At 36.8% G+C, this 17,199-nt stretch carries 12 protein-coding genes and 2 rRNA genes; 13 read left to right on the top strand and 1 reads right to left on the bottom strand.

Annotated elements, in window-relative coordinates; translation table 11 throughout:
* The first annotated feature begins 9 nt into the window (after positions 1-9).
* The 3 genes from AA076_RS11065 to AA076_RS11055 all read left to right on the top strand — a co-directional run bounded on the left by AA076_RS11065 (position 10) and on the right by AA076_RS11055 (position 3,612).
* Positions 10-1,041: a FecCD family ABC transporter permease gene (locus tag AA076_RS11065; RefSeq protein ID WP_000974906.1), complete on the top strand. Its 1,032-nt coding sequence runs from the start codon at positions 10-12 to the stop codon at positions 1,039-1,041.
* Complete coding sequence (locus tag AA076_RS11060; RefSeq protein WP_000989091.1) at positions 1,038-2,006, top strand: FecCD family ABC transporter permease; 969 nt, start codon at positions 1,038-1,040, stop codon at positions 2,004-2,006. The genes AA076_RS11065 and AA076_RS11060 overlap by 4 nt, the downstream gene beginning before the upstream one ends.
* 235 nt (positions 2,007-2,241) lie before the next feature.
* A complete protein-coding gene (locus AA076_RS11055; protein ID WP_001549577.1) occupies positions 2,242-3,612 on the top strand; it encodes a YjiH family protein in 1,371 nt (456 codons plus the stop codon).
* Positions 3,613-3,743: 131 nt separating this feature from the next.
* On the opposite strand, the gene AA076_RS11050 is transcribed toward AA076_RS11055, so the two are convergent.
* Positions 3,744-4,004, bottom strand: a complete 261-nt coding sequence (locus AA076_RS11050) for a SunI/YnzG family protein (RefSeq protein WP_001251935.1) — start codon at positions 4,002-4,004, stop codon at positions 3,744-3,746.
* 176 nt (positions 4,005-4,180) lie between these two features.
* On the opposite strand from AA076_RS11050, the gene AA076_RS11045 reads away from it, so the two are divergent.
* The 10 genes from AA076_RS11045 to AA076_RS11000 all read left to right on the top strand — a co-directional run bounded on the left by AA076_RS11045 (position 4,181) and on the right by AA076_RS11000 (position 17,176).
* Positions 4,181-4,696 carry a metal-dependent hydrolase gene (locus tag AA076_RS11045; protein ID WP_000147094.1) on the top strand — a complete coding sequence of 172 codons (516 nt, stop codon included), beginning with the start codon at positions 4,181-4,183 and terminating at the stop codon, positions 4,694-4,696.
* A 43-nt stretch (positions 4,697-4,739) separates the two neighbouring features.
* Entirely contained in the window at positions 4,740-5,927 is a 1,188-nt protein-coding gene (locus AA076_RS11040) for a UTP--glucose-1-phosphate uridylyltransferase (protein ID WP_000884739.1), read from the top strand.
* An 18-nt stretch (positions 5,928-5,945) separates the two neighbouring features.
* On the top strand, positions 5,946-6,629 hold the full coding sequence (gene trhA, locus AA076_RS11035) for a PAQR family membrane homeostasis protein TrhA (RefSeq protein WP_000047255.1): 684 nt from the start codon (positions 5,946-5,948) through the stop codon (positions 6,627-6,629).
* A 176-nt stretch (positions 6,630-6,805) separates the two neighbouring features.
* Positions 6,806-8,149, top strand: a complete 1,344-nt coding sequence (gene sdrM / locus AA076_RS11030) for a multidrug efflux MFS transporter SdrM (protein WP_001237506.1) — start codon at positions 6,806-6,808, stop codon at positions 8,147-8,149.
* Positions 8,150-8,247: 98 nt separating this feature from the next.
* A complete protein-coding gene (gene sepA / locus AA076_RS11025; RefSeq protein WP_000636857.1) occupies positions 8,248-8,721 on the top strand; it encodes a multidrug efflux transporter SepA in 474 nt (157 codons plus the stop codon).
* A 321-nt stretch (positions 8,722-9,042) separates the two neighbouring features.
* A complete protein-coding gene (gene lmrS / locus AA076_RS11020) occupies positions 9,043-10,485 on the top strand; it encodes a multidrug efflux MFS transporter LmrS (protein WP_001140999.1) in 1,443 nt (480 codons plus the stop codon).
* 147 nt (positions 10,486-10,632) lie between these two features.
* On the top strand, positions 10,633-11,697 hold the full coding sequence (locus AA076_RS11015) for an Mrp/NBP35 family ATP-binding protein (RefSeq protein WP_000958531.1): 1,065 nt from the start codon (positions 10,633-10,635) through the stop codon (positions 11,695-11,697).
* Positions 11,698-11,785: 88 nt separating this feature from the next.
* Complete coding sequence (locus tag AA076_RS15445) at positions 11,786-11,971, top strand: hypothetical protein (protein ID WP_001790708.1); 186 nt, start codon at positions 11,786-11,788, stop codon at positions 11,969-11,971.
* A gap of 182 nt (positions 11,972-12,153) precedes the next feature.
* Positions 12,154-13,705 (top strand): 16S ribosomal RNA (locus AA076_RS11005).
* A 548-nt stretch (positions 13,706-14,253) separates the two neighbouring features.
* Positions 14,254-17,176 (top strand): 23S ribosomal RNA (locus AA076_RS11000).
* Together the 16S and 23S rRNA genes form the textbook arrangement of a ribosomal RNA operon.
* Positions 17,177-17,199: the final 23 nt, after the last annotated feature.

The following is a 17,199-nucleotide window of genomic DNA, read 5'->3' as shown; positions in this document are numbered from 1 at the left end:
TGGAAGTAAATGGCTATAAAAGAAATAAGTAGCCAATCTGCCATAGATCATAAAAGAAAAAGACGCACAACACTCACGTATATAGTGAGTTTGTGCTTTCTTTTTATTTGTATATATTTAAATATGGCGATTGGTTCTTCGAAAATTAATTTTAGCGATATCATTCACTATGTTACTGGTCATACAGATACGAAAGCAACGTTTTTATTGCATAATGTACGTATGCCAAGGATGATTGCAGGGTTATTTATTGGCGGTGCATTAGCGGTATCTGGTTTGTTAATGCAAGCAATGACACGCAATCCGCTAGCATCACCTAAAATTTTTGGTGTCAGTTCTGGTGCATCGTTTTTCATTGTATTTGTGACGATTATCATTCCAGCATTAGAATATTATGCATTATATTTAGGTGTGATAGGTGCATTTATAGGTGGTTTAACTGTTTATACACTTTCAGGTGCTACGAAAGGTATGACACCCATTAAATTAGCATTGGCTGGTATGGCCATCCATTTGTTTTTTAGTAGTATGACCGAAGGTATTATTATTTTGAATGAGAATTCAAACGAACAAGTGATGTTTTGGCTTGTCGGTTCATTATCCAGTATGAAGTGGGATGAAATTTTAACCATTCTACCATGGATTATTGGTGCTTTAATTGTAACGATTTTTATTGGACGTCAACTAACGATAATGGAACTAGGCGATGACATTGCTAAGGGATTGGGTCAAAATATAAATAAAGTTAGAATTATCATTGGACTATTAGTCATTATTCTTACAGGTATGTCGGTGTCAGTGGCAGGACCAATTGGATTTGTTGGCTTAATCGTACCGCATATAGTCAAACGCTATGTGAGTAAGAATTATTTAGTCATGATTCCATTAACATTTATTATAGGTGCAGATTTGTTACTACTATCAGATGTATTAAGTCGTTTAATTACATATCCTTATGAATCACCAGTAGGGATTGTTACATCATTCGTAGGTGCACTTTACTTCTTATTTATAACGATTAAAGGGGTGAAAAGAATATGATGACAACGAAAATTATACGTCGTTATAGTTTAATCACAATCCTTTTAATTGTGAGTATATTCATAAGTTTATGTGTAGGGTCTGTCATGATTCATCCGATTGATGCTATTAAGGGAATCTTTACACAAGATGATTTTATTTTAAATGAGTATCGTATACCTAGAACATTACTTGGTATTATTATCGGTAGTAGCTTGGCTATTTCAGGTGCAATTATACAAGCTGTAATAAGAAACCCGTTAGCCTCACCTGATGTTATAGGTATTTCTAAAGGTGCCAGTTTAGCTGCTGTGATTATTATTATGACCTTTCCAACAGCACCATTGTTTGTATTACCTATAGGTTCATTCTTAGGTGCCTTTGCAGTAAGTTTATTTTTATCATTTTTAATTTCAAAATATGATGTTAAAGGTTCAAAGCTTGCCTTAATTGGTTTAGCAATAGGCGCAATATGTACGGCGATTGTGCAGTTCTTATTAATCAGAAATCCACTGGAAGCAAACAAAGCGCTTGTTTGGTTGACAGGTAGTCTATATGGACATGATATGTCGAATATTTATACTATATTACCTTGGTTTTTAATAACGATACCAATCATCATTTTATTGAGTTATCAATTAGATGTATTGAATCTAGGTGATGCTGTTGCAACCGCACTCGGTTTAAAAGTTAAAACTATTAAAATGCTATTGTTAATTTTAGCAGTAATATTAGCAGGATCCGCAATTTCAGTTGTCGGTGGTATTAGCTTTTTAGGATTAATTGCACCTCATATTGCGAGACAATTAATAGGAAATAAAACATTACACGTTATTATCATGTCGGGGTTAATTGGTGCTATATTGTTAACATTTGGAGATGGTTTAGCCCGTGGCATTCATCCGCCACTGGATATTCCTGTTGGGGTTATCATTGCAATTATCGGTGCACCATACTTCTTAATATTATTACGAAGAATGAAATAACTAACATATGATTAGAGTTTAAAAAAGGTTAAGTACGAAATCAGTAATTGTACTTAACCTTTTTTGAATTCATCTTGAAAAATTACAAGAAATAGCGTATATTTAATAACTGTAATTATTCATTATTTTGCATACATAAACATTTTGAAAGATAGAATGATAAGGAATATGTTTGTTAACTGAATAGAATTCTGTATATACTTAAAACGAATACATAGAGAAATGGATTGATTTTATGGATAGCTTTTCAAGGAAAGAGATAGTTATTGGGAGACTTAAGTTTATTACGATGTCTTTAATTGGTATCTTATTATTTTTAGTACCAATTCCAGTCGAACAAGATGGACAGAAGCAAACAACGTTGCCCGTGGCATTTTTAGCAGGCGTGCTTAAAGATGTATTAGGTGGCGTAATGCCATTTTTAATTGTGACGATAATTACTTTATCGGGTATCATAACTCTGATTTGTTCAACTATTTTAAAAGATAAATTGAAACCTGACGGGCTAATGAACAATGCTTTTAACGTTAGAATTGGTTGGTTAATTTTACGAATATTAGCAGTTGTTTTTGCATGGATGACATTTTTACGAATTGGTTCAAAGGTTATTTACTCAGATGAAACGGGTGGATTATTGTTCTCAAGTTTATTGCCAACATTAGTGGCAGTATTCTTATTTGCAGCTCTATTTTTACCGCTATTAATGGAATACGGTTTGTTAGAGATGTTGGGTCCTATTTTTAGACCGGTTATGAGACCTTTATTTACATTGCCAGGACGTTCGACGGTAGATAATTTAGCATCATTTATTGGAGACGGAACTGTTGGTGTCTTAATTACAAGTAGACAATATGGTGAAGGATATTATTCTCGTCGTGAGGCAACAGTTATTTCAACGACATTTAGTGTAGTTTCTATCACCTTTGCAATTGTAGTTGCTGAAACAGTGCACATGCAAAATCAATTTTTTGCTTTCTATTTATCAGTGATAGTATCCTGCCTCGTTGCAGCAGTCATTATGCCAAGAATTTGGCCTTTAAATAAAATTCCTGATGAGTATGCTAAGGAGGTACCCGAAAGTGCGCGTACTGAGGCATTGCCAGAAGGAAAGACGGCATTGAGACATGGCTTTGATACTGCAACAGAAGTAGGTATTAAAGCACCGGGCGTTATTGACTTTTTTAAGTCAGGATTAAAAACAGTCATTGATATGTGGTTTGTTATTTTGCCTGTAGTAATGAGTATTGGTACTATTGCTACCATTATTGCGAACTACACGCCCTTTTTTGTCATATTGGGTAAACCTTTTGTTCCATTTTTAGAGTTAATGCAAATACCTGAAGCGGCACAGGCTTCTCAAACGATTATTATCGGTTTTGCCGATATGTTTTTACCTTCTATATTAATTGAAGGTGTACAAAATGATATAACTCGTTTTGTTATTGGGGCACTTAGTATATCGCAGTTAATATACTTGTCTGAAGTAGGTGGCGTCATACTTGGTTCGAAGATTCCTGTAAGCATCGGCAAATTGTTTATGATTTTCTTGATTAGAACAATCATTACACTACCAATTATTTCTTTGATGGCACATCTTTTGTTATAAATATATGTGAAAAAGGACAACTGTTAAAATTATGGGAACAGTTGTCCTTTTGTATTTGTTTATGCTGGGTGTTGAATCAATTAAAAAAATCATTCATGAAGCCCTCACCATGAATGATTTTTTTATACAATTTATTTAGTTAATTCATTGTAAACTTTTTGATCATTTTGAGTATAAATAATGTATTCGTGGTCTTCAGTATCGATAATAACGCGATTCGTTTTACCAAACGTTGAGCCGATTCTAGATACATCTTTGCTGTCTAATTTAGGAACTGCATGAATATCTTGGTCTTGTGTAATATTTTTAATTTCACTTGTAGGAATTTTGATATCAGCAACTCTCCATTGAATACGCACTTCATTATTATCCTTTTTTACTGTCATTGCCATTATTCAAACACATCCTTTAAATATTTTGTAAATACATCATAAACGATTTTGTAATCGTTTTCAAGAGTTATGTGATACTTTTTTAAATTGTGTCATACTAATGAATTTTAACCCGAAAATATGTTCGTGTTTTTGTTAGGGATGTGGTAAAATGTGAGTATTAAAGGAGAACAAATATGACAGGTAAAACACATGCTTCATGCGGCATGCTCGTTGGAGCGCTAACAACACAATATTTTCAAACGGATATTTTTTCGTCGGTTACGGTTATCATTCTAGCAACTCTAGCTAGCTTATTACCCGATATATGTCACACTCAAAGTAAGATTGGCAGAAGGTTTAAGGTAATTAGTTTTTTTGTGAGATTGATCTTTGGACATCGAACCTTTACGCATTCAATATTATTTATCGCAATCATAGCATTTTTATTGCAAATTATTCAGACGCCTAATTATTATATGGCAGCAATTATAATTGGATTAGTGTCACATGTTATACTAGATATGATAACACCAAAAGGCGTGAAATTATTTTATCCGTTACCGTTTAATGTGAAGACACCGATTCAATTTAAAACAGGTGGACTTGTAGACTTATCTTTAGCTACAGCGTTAATGGTCGGAACAGTTTATGTTTTATTTCAGCCTTTCATCAATGATATAATAAGCAACTGGAATACTAAGTTTTTATAGAAAATAAATTATTAAAGGTTACAAACTCAGCAGGAGGCATAAAATGCTAGATAAAAATCAATTAGCTAAATATAAACAAGATCATTTGTGTGAATATGAAAAAATAATGAGTAACAATGAAAAAGAAGCACTTGAAGAGAAGGTAGCGTCATTAGATTTAGATTTTATTGCCAAATTATATAACGATTTATACATCAATAAGAAAACAATAGATGATGTATCTGCAGTTTCTGAAGTGAAATATGATATTAAATCACAAATGAGTGATGATGAGATTAAGCGTTTAGAGGAACAAGGACTTCAAGCTATTAAAGAAGGACAATTTGCAGTACTTTTGATGGCAGGTGGTCAAGGAACAAGACTTGGTTACAAGGGCCCTAAAGGTTCGTTTGAAATTGAAGGTGTAAGTTTATTTGAACTTCAAGCTAACCAATTAAAAACATTGAATCATCAATCTGGACATACGATTCAATGGTATATTATGACAAGTGATATCAATCATGAAGAAACTTTAGCTTATTTCGAAGCACATAGTTATTTTGGATATGATCAAGAAGCAATCCATTTCTTTAAACAAGATAATATTGTGGCGCTTAGTGAAGAAGGGAAGTTAATTTTAAATCAACAGGGTCGTATTATGGAAACGCCGAATGGTAATGGTGGCGTGTTTAAATCTTTAGACAAGGCAGGATACTTAGAAGAAATGTCTAATAATGGCGTTAAGTATATTTTCTTGAATAATATCGACAATGTTTTAGTAAGAGTGTTGGATCCACTATTTGCAGGATTTACGGTAGAACATGATTACGATATTACTTCTAAAACGATTCAACCAAAACCAGGAGAAAGTGTTGGACGTTTAGTTAATGTCGATTGTAAAGATACAGTACTGGAGTATTCAGAATTAGATCCAGAAGTTGCAAATCAATTTAACAATGCTAATATCGGTATTCATGCATTTAAACTTGGTTTTATTTTAAACGCTGTAAATCGTGAGTTACCTTATCATTTAGCTATTAAGAATTTGAAGCAATTAGATGAGAACTTTGGTGTTATTGAACAACCAACTTTAAAATTCGAATTGTTCTATTTTGACATATTTACTTATGGAACTAGTTTTGTCACGTTACAAGTTCCTAGAGAAGAAGAATTTTCACCTCTTAAAAATAAAGAAGGTAAAGATAGTGTTGCAACTGCAACAGAAGATTTACGTAGAATGGGTTTAATTTAATGATAGGCGGTGACTATGATGTCCAAATCAACTAAAAAAAGTAATGACACAATCGTAGAAACATTTAAGGATATCATCCCTTTATCATTTGGAGAAGAAATTGGTAATGCGGCATCTCATGGTGTTGCAGCTTTGTTAACATTATTAGTGTTACCCTATGCGGCTGTGCACAGTTATATTGCACATGGTACGCTTGCGTCTGTGAGTATGTCTATTTATGTTATTTCTATCTTTATGATGTTTATTTCATCTACTATTTATCATTCTATGCAAAATGAAACACCTCATAAATATATTTTAAGGATTATCGATCACAGTATGATTTACGTAGCAATTTCTGGTACATATACGCCTATTTTGTTAACAGTTGTAGGTGGTTGGATAGGTTGGACAGTATTTATTTTATTATGGGGAACGACACTTTGGGGGATTTTATATAAATCCATAGCTGTCAAAGTTAACCAAAAGTTAAGCTTAATTGTCTATTTAGTGATGGGCTGGGTAGGTATTATCTTGTTACCAATTATTTTTATTCGCACATCATGGATATTCATATTATTCATTTTCTTAGGTGGTGTGTCTTATACAATTGGTGCATGGTTTTATGCACAAAAGAATAGACCATATTTTCATATGATTTGGCATATTTTTATTGTAATAGCATCACTATTGCATTTAATTGCAATCTTATATTTTATGTAGTCGTTTAGAAAAGCTGGGGGAAACTCCGCTTTTTTTATTACATAAATCATTCTAATAGGGGATTGTATTGTAATAGAATTATCGTTAAGATTTGAAAGTCAAAAGTGTTTATACATATGAAAACCAATTATTTGTAAATAAAATCTTATAAATAAATATATAGAAGGAGGTATTTCATGCGATTAAAGTCAATCATAACTGTTATAGCTTTAATATTAATTATGTTTATGTCAGCGATTGAATCATCTATTATTTCGCTTGCATTACCTACAATTAAACAAGATTTAAATGCAGGAAATTTAATTTCATTAATTTTCACAGCGTATTTTATCGCATTAGTAATTGCCAATCCTATAGTGGGCGAATTACTTTCGAGATTTAAAATTATTTATGTGGCAATTGCAGGATTACTTTTATTTAGTATAGGTAGTTTTATGTGTGGTTTAAGTACTAATTTTACTATGCTAATTATATCACGCGTGATACAAGGTTTTGGATCAGGTGTATTGATGTCATTATCGCAAATTGTTCCAAAGTTAGCATTTGAAATTCCGTTACGATATAAAATTATGGGCATAGTTGGCAGTGTTTGGGGTATTTCGAGTATCATTGGGCCACTTCTAGGTGGTGGTATATTAGAATTTGCAACATGGCATTGGTTATTCTACATAAATATACCGATTGCGATCATTGCCATTATATTAGTTATATGGACATTTCATTTTCCAGAGGAAGAAACAGTTGCTAAATCAAAATTTGATACTAAAGGGCTCACGCTATTTTATGTATTTATTGGATTGATTATGTTTGCTTTATTAAACCAACAGCTGTTACTTTTAAATTTCTTGAGTTTTATCTTAGCTATCGTTGTGGCAATGTGTTTATTTAAAGTAGAAAAACATGTTTCTTCACCATTTTTACCTGTGGTTGAATTTAATCGTTCGATTACTTTAGTTTTTATAACTGACCTTCTAACAGCTATTTGTTTAATGGGATTCAATTTATATATTCCAGTCTACCTTCAAGAACAACTAGGATTATCTCCATTGCAAAGTGGATTGGTTATTTTTCCTTTATCTGTAGCTTGGATTACATTGAATTTTAATTTACATCGAATTGAAGCAAAACTATCAAGGAAAGTTATTTACTTACTATCATTTACATTGCTACTAGTAAGTAGTATTATCATTTCATTTGGTATTAAATTGCCGGTACTTATAGCATTTGTGTTAATTTTGGCAGGATTAAGTTTTGGATATATTTATACGAAAGATAGTGTGATTGTCCAAGAGGAAACTAGCCCATTACAAATGAAGAAAATGATGTCATTTTATGGATTAACTAAAAATCTTGGGGCATCAATAGGTTCAACAATAATGGGATATCTTTATGCGATACAATCAGGAATCTTTGGTCCAAACTTACACAATGTGTTAAGTGCTGTTGCTGTAATTAGCATTGGGCTTATTGTTTTATGGGTCGTATTTTTTAAAGAACAGTCATCTCAATCAAAAGAATAGAATTATGATTAAAATTGATGTAGTGTAATTAAAGTAAGAAATAATAAATTTCCTAGATACTAGATAAATCGTTCAATATTTTATTAATAAGGAGGCCAATGATTGTGAATTATCTTAAACATAAGTTTTATAACTTGTTAACTACAATGATTGTTCTCTTTATTTTTGTACTTTCTGGTGCGATTTTTTTAACATTTCTAGGGTTTGGTTTATATGGATTAAGTAGAATACTTATTTATTTTAGGTTGGGTGACTTTACATATAATAGAAGTATGTACGATAACCTATTATATTATGGCAGTTATATAATCTTTGGGTACTTCATCATATTTGCAGTCGAGCATTTAATGGATTATTTTAGAAAAATGTTGCCTGAAAATGCATATTTTAGAGGCGCGACTTTTCATTTGATTTCTTACACAGTTGCAACAACGTTATTTTATTTTATTATTCATCTGAACTATGTGTATATCAATATCGATTTTTGGGTCATCATGGTTATTATAGGGTTCTTATATGTTTGTAAGCTTCAATTTTACCCTGAAAGTAAAAATTTAAATAATAGAAAATAGATATCTGAAGTTGAGGGCACATATGTGTTCCAACTTCTTTTTGTTCAATAGAAGAATCGATAATAGTGAGTCTTAGTGCTCAATTTGTGGTAAATAAGTTAAATAACCATTGTATGAGTCTGAGACATAAAATAAATTATTAGGCCCTACAATGTTATATTGTTAGTTTTTAAGTACACATTAGCTGTGCCTAATGTGTAAGAACCAATAATGATTTATTATGTAGTGCTTCTTTATTATTTGAGTACTACTCCCATTATGTTCATGGCTATACGTATTAAAGGGACAAGTGTATATCTGTTTTAAAAAGGAGGAATTATGATGGCTAAAGTTGAATTAACAACCCGGAGACGAAACTTCATAGTTGCTGTTATGTTGATTAGTGCGTTTGTAGCTATTTTAAATCAAACATTATTAAATACAGCGTTACCTAGTATAATGAGAGAATTAAATATCAATGAAAGTACATCGCAATGGCTAGTTACTGGGTTTATGCTTGTTAATGGCGTCATGATACCTCTGACGGCATATCTAATGGATAGAATTAAAACTAGACCTTTATACTTAGCGGCGATGGGGACATTTTTATTAGGTTCTATTGTTGCAGCCTTAGCTCCGAATTTTGGAGTTTTAATGTTAGCTCGTGTAATTCAAGCGATGGGTGCAGGCGTACTTATGCCCTTAATGCAATTTACGTTATTTACATTGTTCAGTAAAGAACATCGAGGTTTTGCAATGGGACTAGCAGGTTTAGTAATTCAATTTGCACCAGCAATAGGACCTACAGTTACAGGATTAATTATTGATCAAGCGAGTTGGCGAGTTCCATTTATTATAATTGTAGGAATTGCTATACTTGCCTTTGTTTTCGGTTTGGTTTCAATCTCGAGTTACAATGAAGTGAAATATACGAAATTAGATAAGCGTTCAGTAATGTATTCAACTATTGGGTTCGGGTTAATGCTATACGCATTTAGTAGTGCAGGAGATTTAGGATTTACAAGTCCAATAGTAATAGGTGCGTTGATATTAAGTATGGTTATTATCTATTTATTTATACGTAGACAATTTAATATTACTAATGCACTTTTAAATTTAAGGGTTTTTAAAAATAGAACATTTGCATTATGTACGATTAGTTCAATGATTATAATGATGTCAATGGTTGGACCTGCGCTGCTTATACCGCTATATGTTCAAAACAGTTTATCTTTATCTGCCTTGTTATCAGGACTTGTTATCATGCCTGGTGCAATAATAAATGGTATTATGTCAGTTTTTACAGGTAAATTTTATGATAAGTATGGTCCTAGACCATTGATTTATACTGGTTTTACAATTTTAACAATTACTACAATTATGTTGTGTTTCTTGCATACAGACACATCTTATACGTATTTAATAGTCGTATATGCAATTAGAATGTTTTCAGTTTCTTTACTCATGATGCCGATAAATACTACAGGAATTAATTCTTTGAGAAATGAAGAAATCTCACATGGCACGGCTATTATGAACTTTGGTCGTGTAATGGCTGGTTCACTAGGCACAGCTTTAATGGTTACATTAATGAGTTTTGGTGCAAAAATATTTTTATCTACATCGCCATCGCATTTAACTGCAACTGAAATTAAACAGCAATCCATTGCTATAGGGGTGGATATCTCATTTGCTTTTGTAGCTGTGCTTGTTATGGCAGCTTATGTGATAGCACTTTTTATAAGAGAACCTAAAGAAATAGAAAGTAATAGAAGGAAATTTTAAAATAATTATAGTAGTTGGTCTATTTAAAATAATAGGCTAACTGCTTTTTTTATTTAATAAAAAGTTTTATACTTTTAGTGATAGACTAAGCAAAAATTGTTATTTGCTATGATGTAGATGTCTTAAAATGATTAAGGGGGATTTGCTTTGTTAACGGTAGATCAAGTGAAAGAATTGGTAGGAGAAATTAAAGATCCTATTATAGATGTGCCTTTAAAAGAAACAGAAGGTATTGTTGAAGTTTCTATTAAGGAAGAAAAAGAACATGTGAGTGTTAAATTAGCAATGGCACAATTAGGTGGTGCACCGCAATTAGATTTACAGATGGCTGTTGTTAATGCATTAAAAGAAAACGGTGCGAAAACGGTCGGTATACGATTTGAAACATTGCCGGAAGAAAAAGTAAATCAATTTAAACCAAAAGAAGAAAATAAACCTAAAACGATAGAAGGCCTATTATCTCAAAATAATCCAGTCGAATTTATTGCAATAGCCTCCGGTAAAGGTGGTGTCGGTAAATCTACTGTTGCAGTAAATTTAGCCGTTGCCTTAGCTCGTGAAGGGAAAAAAGTCGGATTAGTAGATGCCGATATATATGGATTTAGTGTACCAGATATGATGGGTATTGATGAAAAGCCTGGAATTAAAGGGAAGGAAGTAATTCCAGTTGAACGTCATGGCGTTAAAGTTATATCAATGGCCTTTTTTGTGGAAGAAAATGCGCCAGTTATATGGAGAGGGCCAATGTTAGGTAAAATGTTGACGAATTTCTTTACAGAAGTTAAATGGGGAGACATTGAATATTTAATACTCGATCTTCCACCTGGAACAGGAGATGTAGCTTTAGATGTTCATACGATGTTACCTTCAAGTAAGGAAATTATTGTAACGACACCTCATCCTACAGCAGCATTTGTTGCAGCTCGCGCAGGTGCGATGGCAAAACATACGGATCATTCTATTCTTGGCGTAATTGAAAACATGAGTTATTTTGAAAGTAAAGAGACGGGTAATAAAGAATATGTCTTTGGCAAAGGTGGCGGTACTAAGTTAGCTGATGAACTTAATACTCAATTACTTGGGGAATTACCTTTAGAGCAACCATCTTGGAATCCAAAAGATTTTGCACCGTCAATATATCAATCAGATGATCGTCTAGGTAAAATTTATAGCTCGATTGCACAAAAAGTTATAGCTGCTACAAATAAATAGGTATAATATATGCTAAACGTACAAAATTACTTTTATTTTGTACGTTTTTATGTTGATTTGTTTTGGAATGCTGGTAAAATAAGTTCTTGTGTTAAGCAATAAACGCGTTGAAAAAGAAGCGGGTTGTGAACACAAAAAGTTTTTAAAAAAGTTATTGACTTTAAATTCCAAAGTTGATAATATGATAAAGTCGTCAAAAACGACGCAGTTGTTTTTAAAGAAGAATTTCAAAAGTGTAAAACTTACCATTGAAATAACTATAAAAACAATATAGAATAAATAAAGTAATCGTTCAAAAAGTTATTGACTTCAAGAAATAAATGAAGTAGAATAAAAGAGATTGAACATTAATGAACATTGAAAACTGAATGACAATATGTCAACGTTAATTCCAAAAACGTAACTATTAGTTACAAACATTATTTAGTATTTATGAGCTAATCAAACATCATAATTTTTATGGAGAGTTTGATCCTGGCTCAGGATGAACGCTGGCGGCGTGCCTAATACATGCAAGTCGAGCGAACGGACGAGAAGCTTGCTTCTCTGATGTTAGCGGCGGACGGGTGAGTAACACGTGGATAACCTACCTATAAGACTGGGATAACTTCGGGAAACCGGAGCTAATACCGGATAATATTTTGAACCGCATGGTTCAAAAGTGAAAGACGGTCTTGCTGTCACTTATAGATGGATCCGCGCTGCATTAGCTAGTTGGTAAGGTAACGGCTTACCAAGGCAACGATGCATAGCCGACCTGAGAGGGTGATCGGCCACACTGGAACTGAGACACGGTCCAGACTCCTACGGGAGGCAGCAGTAGGGAATCTTCCGCAATGGGCGAAAGCCTGACGGAGCAACGCCGCGTGAGTGATGAAGGTCTTCGGATCGTAAAACTCTGTTATTAGGGAAGAACATATGTGTAAGTAACTGTGCACATCTTGACGGTACCTAATCAGAAAGCCACGGCTAACTACGTGCCAGCAGCCGCGGTAATACGTAGGTGGCAAGCGTTATCCGGAATTATTGGGCGTAAAGCGCGCGTAGGCGGTTTTTTAAGTCTGATGTGAAAGCCCACGGCTCAACCGTGGAGGGTCATTGGAAACTGGAAAACTTGAGTGCAGAAGAGGAAAGTGGAATTCCATGTGTAGCGGTGAAATGCGCAGAGATATGGAGGAACACCAGTGGCGAAGGCGACTTTCTGGTCTGTAACTGACGCTGATGTGCGAAAGCGTGGGGATCAAACAGGATTAGATACCCTGGTAGTCCACGCCGTAAACGATGAGTGCTAAGTGTTAGGGGGTTTCCGCCCCTTAGTGCTGCAGCTAACGCATTAAGCACTCCGCCTGGGGAGTACGACCGCAAGGTTGAAACTCAAAGGAATTGACGGGGACCCGCACAAGCGGTGGAGCATGTGGTTTAATTCGAAGCAACGCGAAGAACCTTACCAAATCTTGACATCCTTTGACAACTCTAGAGATAGAGCCTTCCCCTTCGGGGGACAAAGTGACAGGTGGTGCATGGTTGTCGTCAGCTCGTGTCGTGAGATGTTGGGTTAAGTCCCGCAACGAGCGCAACCCTTAAGCTTAGTTGCCATCATTAAGTTGGGCACTCTAAGTTGACTGCCGGTGACAAACCGGAGGAAGGTGGGGATGACGTCAAATCATCATGCCCCTTATGATTTGGGCTACACACGTGCTACAATGGACAATACAAAGGGCAGCGAAACCGCGAGGTCAAGCAAATCCCATAAAGTTGTTCTCAGTTCGGATTGTAGTCTGCAACTCGACTACATGAAGCTGGAATCGCTAGTAATCGTAGATCAGCATGCTACGGTGAATACGTTCCCGGGTCTTGTACACACCGCCCGTCACACCACGAGAGTTTGTAACACCCGAAGCCGGTGGAGTAACCTTTTAGGAGCTAGCCGTCGAAGGTGGGACAAATGATTGGGGTGAAGTCGTAACAAGGTAGCCGTATCGGAAGGTGCGGCTGGATCACCTCCTTTCTAAGGATATATTCGGAACATCTTCTTCAGAAGATGCGGAATAACGTGACATATTGTATTCAGTTTTGAATGTTTATTTAACATTCAAATATTTTTTGGTTAAAGTGATATTGCTTATGCGAGCGCTTGACAATCTATTCTTTTTAAAGAAAGCGATTGTCAGACAATGCATTAAGAAAAATTAAAGCGGAGTTTACTTTTGTAAATGAGCATTTGATTTTTTGAAAATAAAGCAGTATGCGAGCGCTTGACTAAAAAGAAATTGTACATTGAAAACTAGATAAGTAAGTAAAATATAGATTTTACCAAGCAAAACCGAGTGAATAAAGAGTTTTAAATAAGCTTGAATTCATAAGAAATAATCGCTAGTGTTCGAAAGAACACTCACAAGATTAATAACGCGTTTAAATCTTTTTATAAAAGAAAACGTTTAGCAGACAATGAGTTGAATTATTTGAAAGCGGAGTTTACTTCTGTAAATGAGCATTTTAAATAATGAAAACGAAACAGTATGTGAGCGTTTGACTTATAAAAATGGTGGAAACATAGATTAAGTTATTAAGGGCGCACGGTGGATGCCTTGGCACTAGAAGCCAATGAAGGACGTTACTAACGACGATATGCTTTGGGGAGCTGTAAGTAAGCTTTGATCCAGAGATTTCCGAATGGGGAAACCCAGCATGAGTTATGTCATGTTATCGATATGTGAATACATAGCATATCAGAAGGCACACCCGGAGAACTGAAACATCTTAGTACCCGGAGGAAGAGAAAGAAAATTCGATTCCCTTAGTAGCGGCGAGCGAAACGGGAAGAGCCCAAACCAACAAGCTTGCTTGTTGGGGTTGTAGGACACTCTATACGGAGTTACAAAGGACGACATTAGACGAATCATCTGGAAAGATGAATCAAAGAAGGTAATAATCCTGTAGTCGAAAATGTTGTCTCTCTTGAGTGGATCCTGAGTACGACGGAGCACGTGAAATTCCGTCGGAATCTGGGAGGACCATCTCCTAAGGCTAAATACTCTCTAGTGACCGATAGTGAACCAGTACCGTGAGGGAAAGGTGAAAAGCACCCCGGAAGGGGAGTGAAATAGAACCTGAAACCGTGTGCTTACAAGTAGTCAGAGCCCGTTAATGGGTGATGGCGTGCCTTTTGTAGAATGAACCGGCGAGTTACGATTTGATGCAAGGTTAAGCAGTAAATGTGGAGCCGTAGCGAAAGCGAGTCTGAATAGGGCGTTTAGTATTTGGTCGTAGACCCGAAACCAGGTGATCTACCCTTGGTCAGGTTGAAGTTCAGGTAACACTGAATGGAGGACCGAACCGACTTACGTTGAAAAGTGAGCGGATGAACTGAGGGTAGCGGAGAAATTCCAATCGAACCTGGAGATAGCTGGTTCTCTCCGAAATAGCTTTAGGGCTAGCCTCAAGTGATGATTATTGGAGGTAGAGCACTGTTTGGACGAGGGGCCCCTCTCGGGTTACCGAATTCAGACAAACTCCGAATGCCAATTAATTTAACTTGGGAGTCAGAACATGGGTGATAAGGTCCGTGTTCGAAAGGGAAACAGCCCAGACCACCAGCTAAGGTCCCAAAATATATGTTAAGTGGAAAAGGATGTGGCGTTGCCCAGACAACTAGGATGTTGGCTTAGAAGCAGCCATCATTTAAAGAGTGCGTAATAGCTCACTAGTCGAGTGACACTGCGCCGAAAATGTACCGGGGCTAAACATATTACCGAAGCTGTGGATTGTCCTTTGGACAATGGTAGGAGAGCGTTCTAAGGGCGTTGAAGCATGATCGTAAGGACATGTGGAGCGCTTAGAAGTGAGAATGCCGGTGTGAGTAGCGAAAGACGGGTGAGAATCCCGTCCACCGATTGACTAAGGTTTCCAGAGGAAGGCTCGTCCGCTCTGGGTTAGTCGGGTCCTAAGCTGAGGCCGACAGGCGTAGGCGATGGATAACAGGTTGATATTCCTGTACCACCTATAATCGTTTTAATCGATGGGGGGACGCAGTAGGATAGGCGAAGCGTGCGATTGGATTGCACGTCTAAGCAGTAAGGCTGAGTATTAGGCAAATCCGGTACTCGTTAAGGCTGAGCTGTGATGGGGAGAAGACATTGTGTCTTCGAGTCGTTGATTTCACACTGCCGAGAAAAGCCTCTAGATAGAAAATAGGTGCCCGTACCGCAAACCGACACAGGTAGTCAAGATGAGAATTCTAAGGTGAGCGAGCGAACTCTCGTTAAGGAACTCGGCAAAATGACCCCGTAACTTCGGGAGAAGGGGTGCTCTTTAGGGTTAACGCCCAGAAGAGCCGCAGTGAATAGGCCCAAGCGACTGTTTATCAAAAACACAGGTCTCTGCTAAACCGTAAGGTGATGTATAGGGGCTGACGCCTGCCCGGTGCTGGAAGGTTAAGAGGAGTGGTTAGCTTCTGCGAAGCTACGAATCGAAGCCCCAGTAAACGGCGGCCGTAACTATAACGGTCCTAAGGTAGCGAAATTCCTTGTCGGGTAAGTTCCGACCCGCACGAAAGGCGTAACGATTTGGGCACTGTCTCAACGAGAGACTCGGTGAAATCATAGTACCTGTGAAGATGCAGGTTACCCGCGACAGGACGGAAAGACCCCGTGGAGCTTTACTGTAGCCTGATATTGAAATTCGGCACAGCTTGTACAGGATAGGTAGGAGCCTTTGAAACGTGAGCGCTAGCTTACGTGGAGGCGCTGGTGGGATACTACCCTAGCTGTGTTGGCTTTCTAACCCGCACCACTTATCGTGGTGGGAGACAGTGTCAGGCGGGCAGTTTGACTGGGGCGGTCGCCTCCTAAAAGGTAACGGAGGCGCTCAAAGGTTCCCTCAGAATGGTTGGAAATCATTCATAGAGTGTAAAGGCATAAGGGAGCTTGACTGCGAGACCTACAAGTCGAGCAGGGTCGAAAGACGGACTTAGTGATCCGGTGGTTCCGCATGGAAGGGCCATCGCTCAACGGATAAAAGCTACCCCGGGGATAACAGGCTTATCTCCCCCAAGAGTTCACATCGACGGGGAGGTTTGGCACCTCGATGTCGGCTCATCGCATCCTGGGGCTGTAGTCGGTCCCAAGGGTTGGGCTGTTCGCCCATTAAAGCGGTACGCGAGCTGGGTTCAGAACGTCGTGAGACAGTTCGGTCCCTATCCGTCGTGGGCGTAGGAAATTTGAGAGGAGCTGTCCTTAGTACGAGAGGACCGGGATGGACATACCTCTGGTGTACCAGTTGTCGTGCCAACGGCATAGCTGGGTAGCTATGTGTGGACGGGATAAGTGCTGAAAGCATCTAAGCATGAAGCCCCCCTCAAGATGAGATTTCCCAACTTCGGTTATAAGATCCCTCAAAGATGATGAGGTTAATAGGTTCGAGGTGGAAGCATGGTGACATGTGGAGCTGACGAATACTAATCGATCGAAGACTTAATCAAAATAAATGTTTTGCGAAGCAAAA

The organism is Staphylococcus aureus (genome assembly GCF_001027105.1).
In the GTDB taxonomy this organism is placed as follows: Bacteria; Bacillota; Bacilli; order Staphylococcales; family Staphylococcaceae; genus Staphylococcus; species Staphylococcus aureus.
This window is presented reverse-complemented; position numbering and strand designations above follow the sequence as displayed.

Bases quoted from the DNA above. Each gene is read 5' to 3' on its own strand.
- AA076_RS11065 (WP_000974906.1), top strand. From the start codon at position 10: ATGGCTATAAAAGAAATAAGTAGCCAATCTGCCATAGATCATAAAAGA.
- AA076_RS11060 (WP_000989091.1), top strand. From the start codon at position 1,038: ATGATGACAACGAAAATTATACGTCGTTATAGTTTAATCACAATCCTT.
- AA076_RS11055 (WP_001549577.1), top strand. From the start codon at position 2,242: ATGGATAGCTTTTCAAGGAAAGAGATAGTTATTGGGAGACTTAAGTTT.
- AA076_RS11050 (WP_001251935.1), bottom strand. From the start codon at position 4,004: ATGGCAATGACAGTAAAAAAGGATAATAATGAAGTGCGTATTCAATGG.
- AA076_RS11045 (WP_000147094.1), top strand. From the start codon at position 4,181: ATGACAGGTAAAACACATGCTTCATGCGGCATGCTCGTTGGAGCGCTA.
- AA076_RS11040 (WP_000884739.1), top strand. From the start codon at position 4,740: ATGCTAGATAAAAATCAATTAGCTAAATATAAACAAGATCATTTGTGT.
- trhA (WP_000047255.1), top strand. From the start codon at position 5,946: ATGTCCAAATCAACTAAAAAAAGTAATGACACAATCGTAGAAACATTT.
- sdrM (WP_001237506.1), top strand. From the start codon at position 6,806: ATGCGATTAAAGTCAATCATAACTGTTATAGCTTTAATATTAATTATG.
- sepA (WP_000636857.1), top strand. From the start codon at position 8,248: ATGATTGTGAATTATCTTAAACATAAGTTTTATAACTTGTTAACTACA.
- lmrS (WP_001140999.1), top strand. From the start codon at position 9,043: ATGGCTAAAGTTGAATTAACAACCCGGAGACGAAACTTCATAGTTGCT.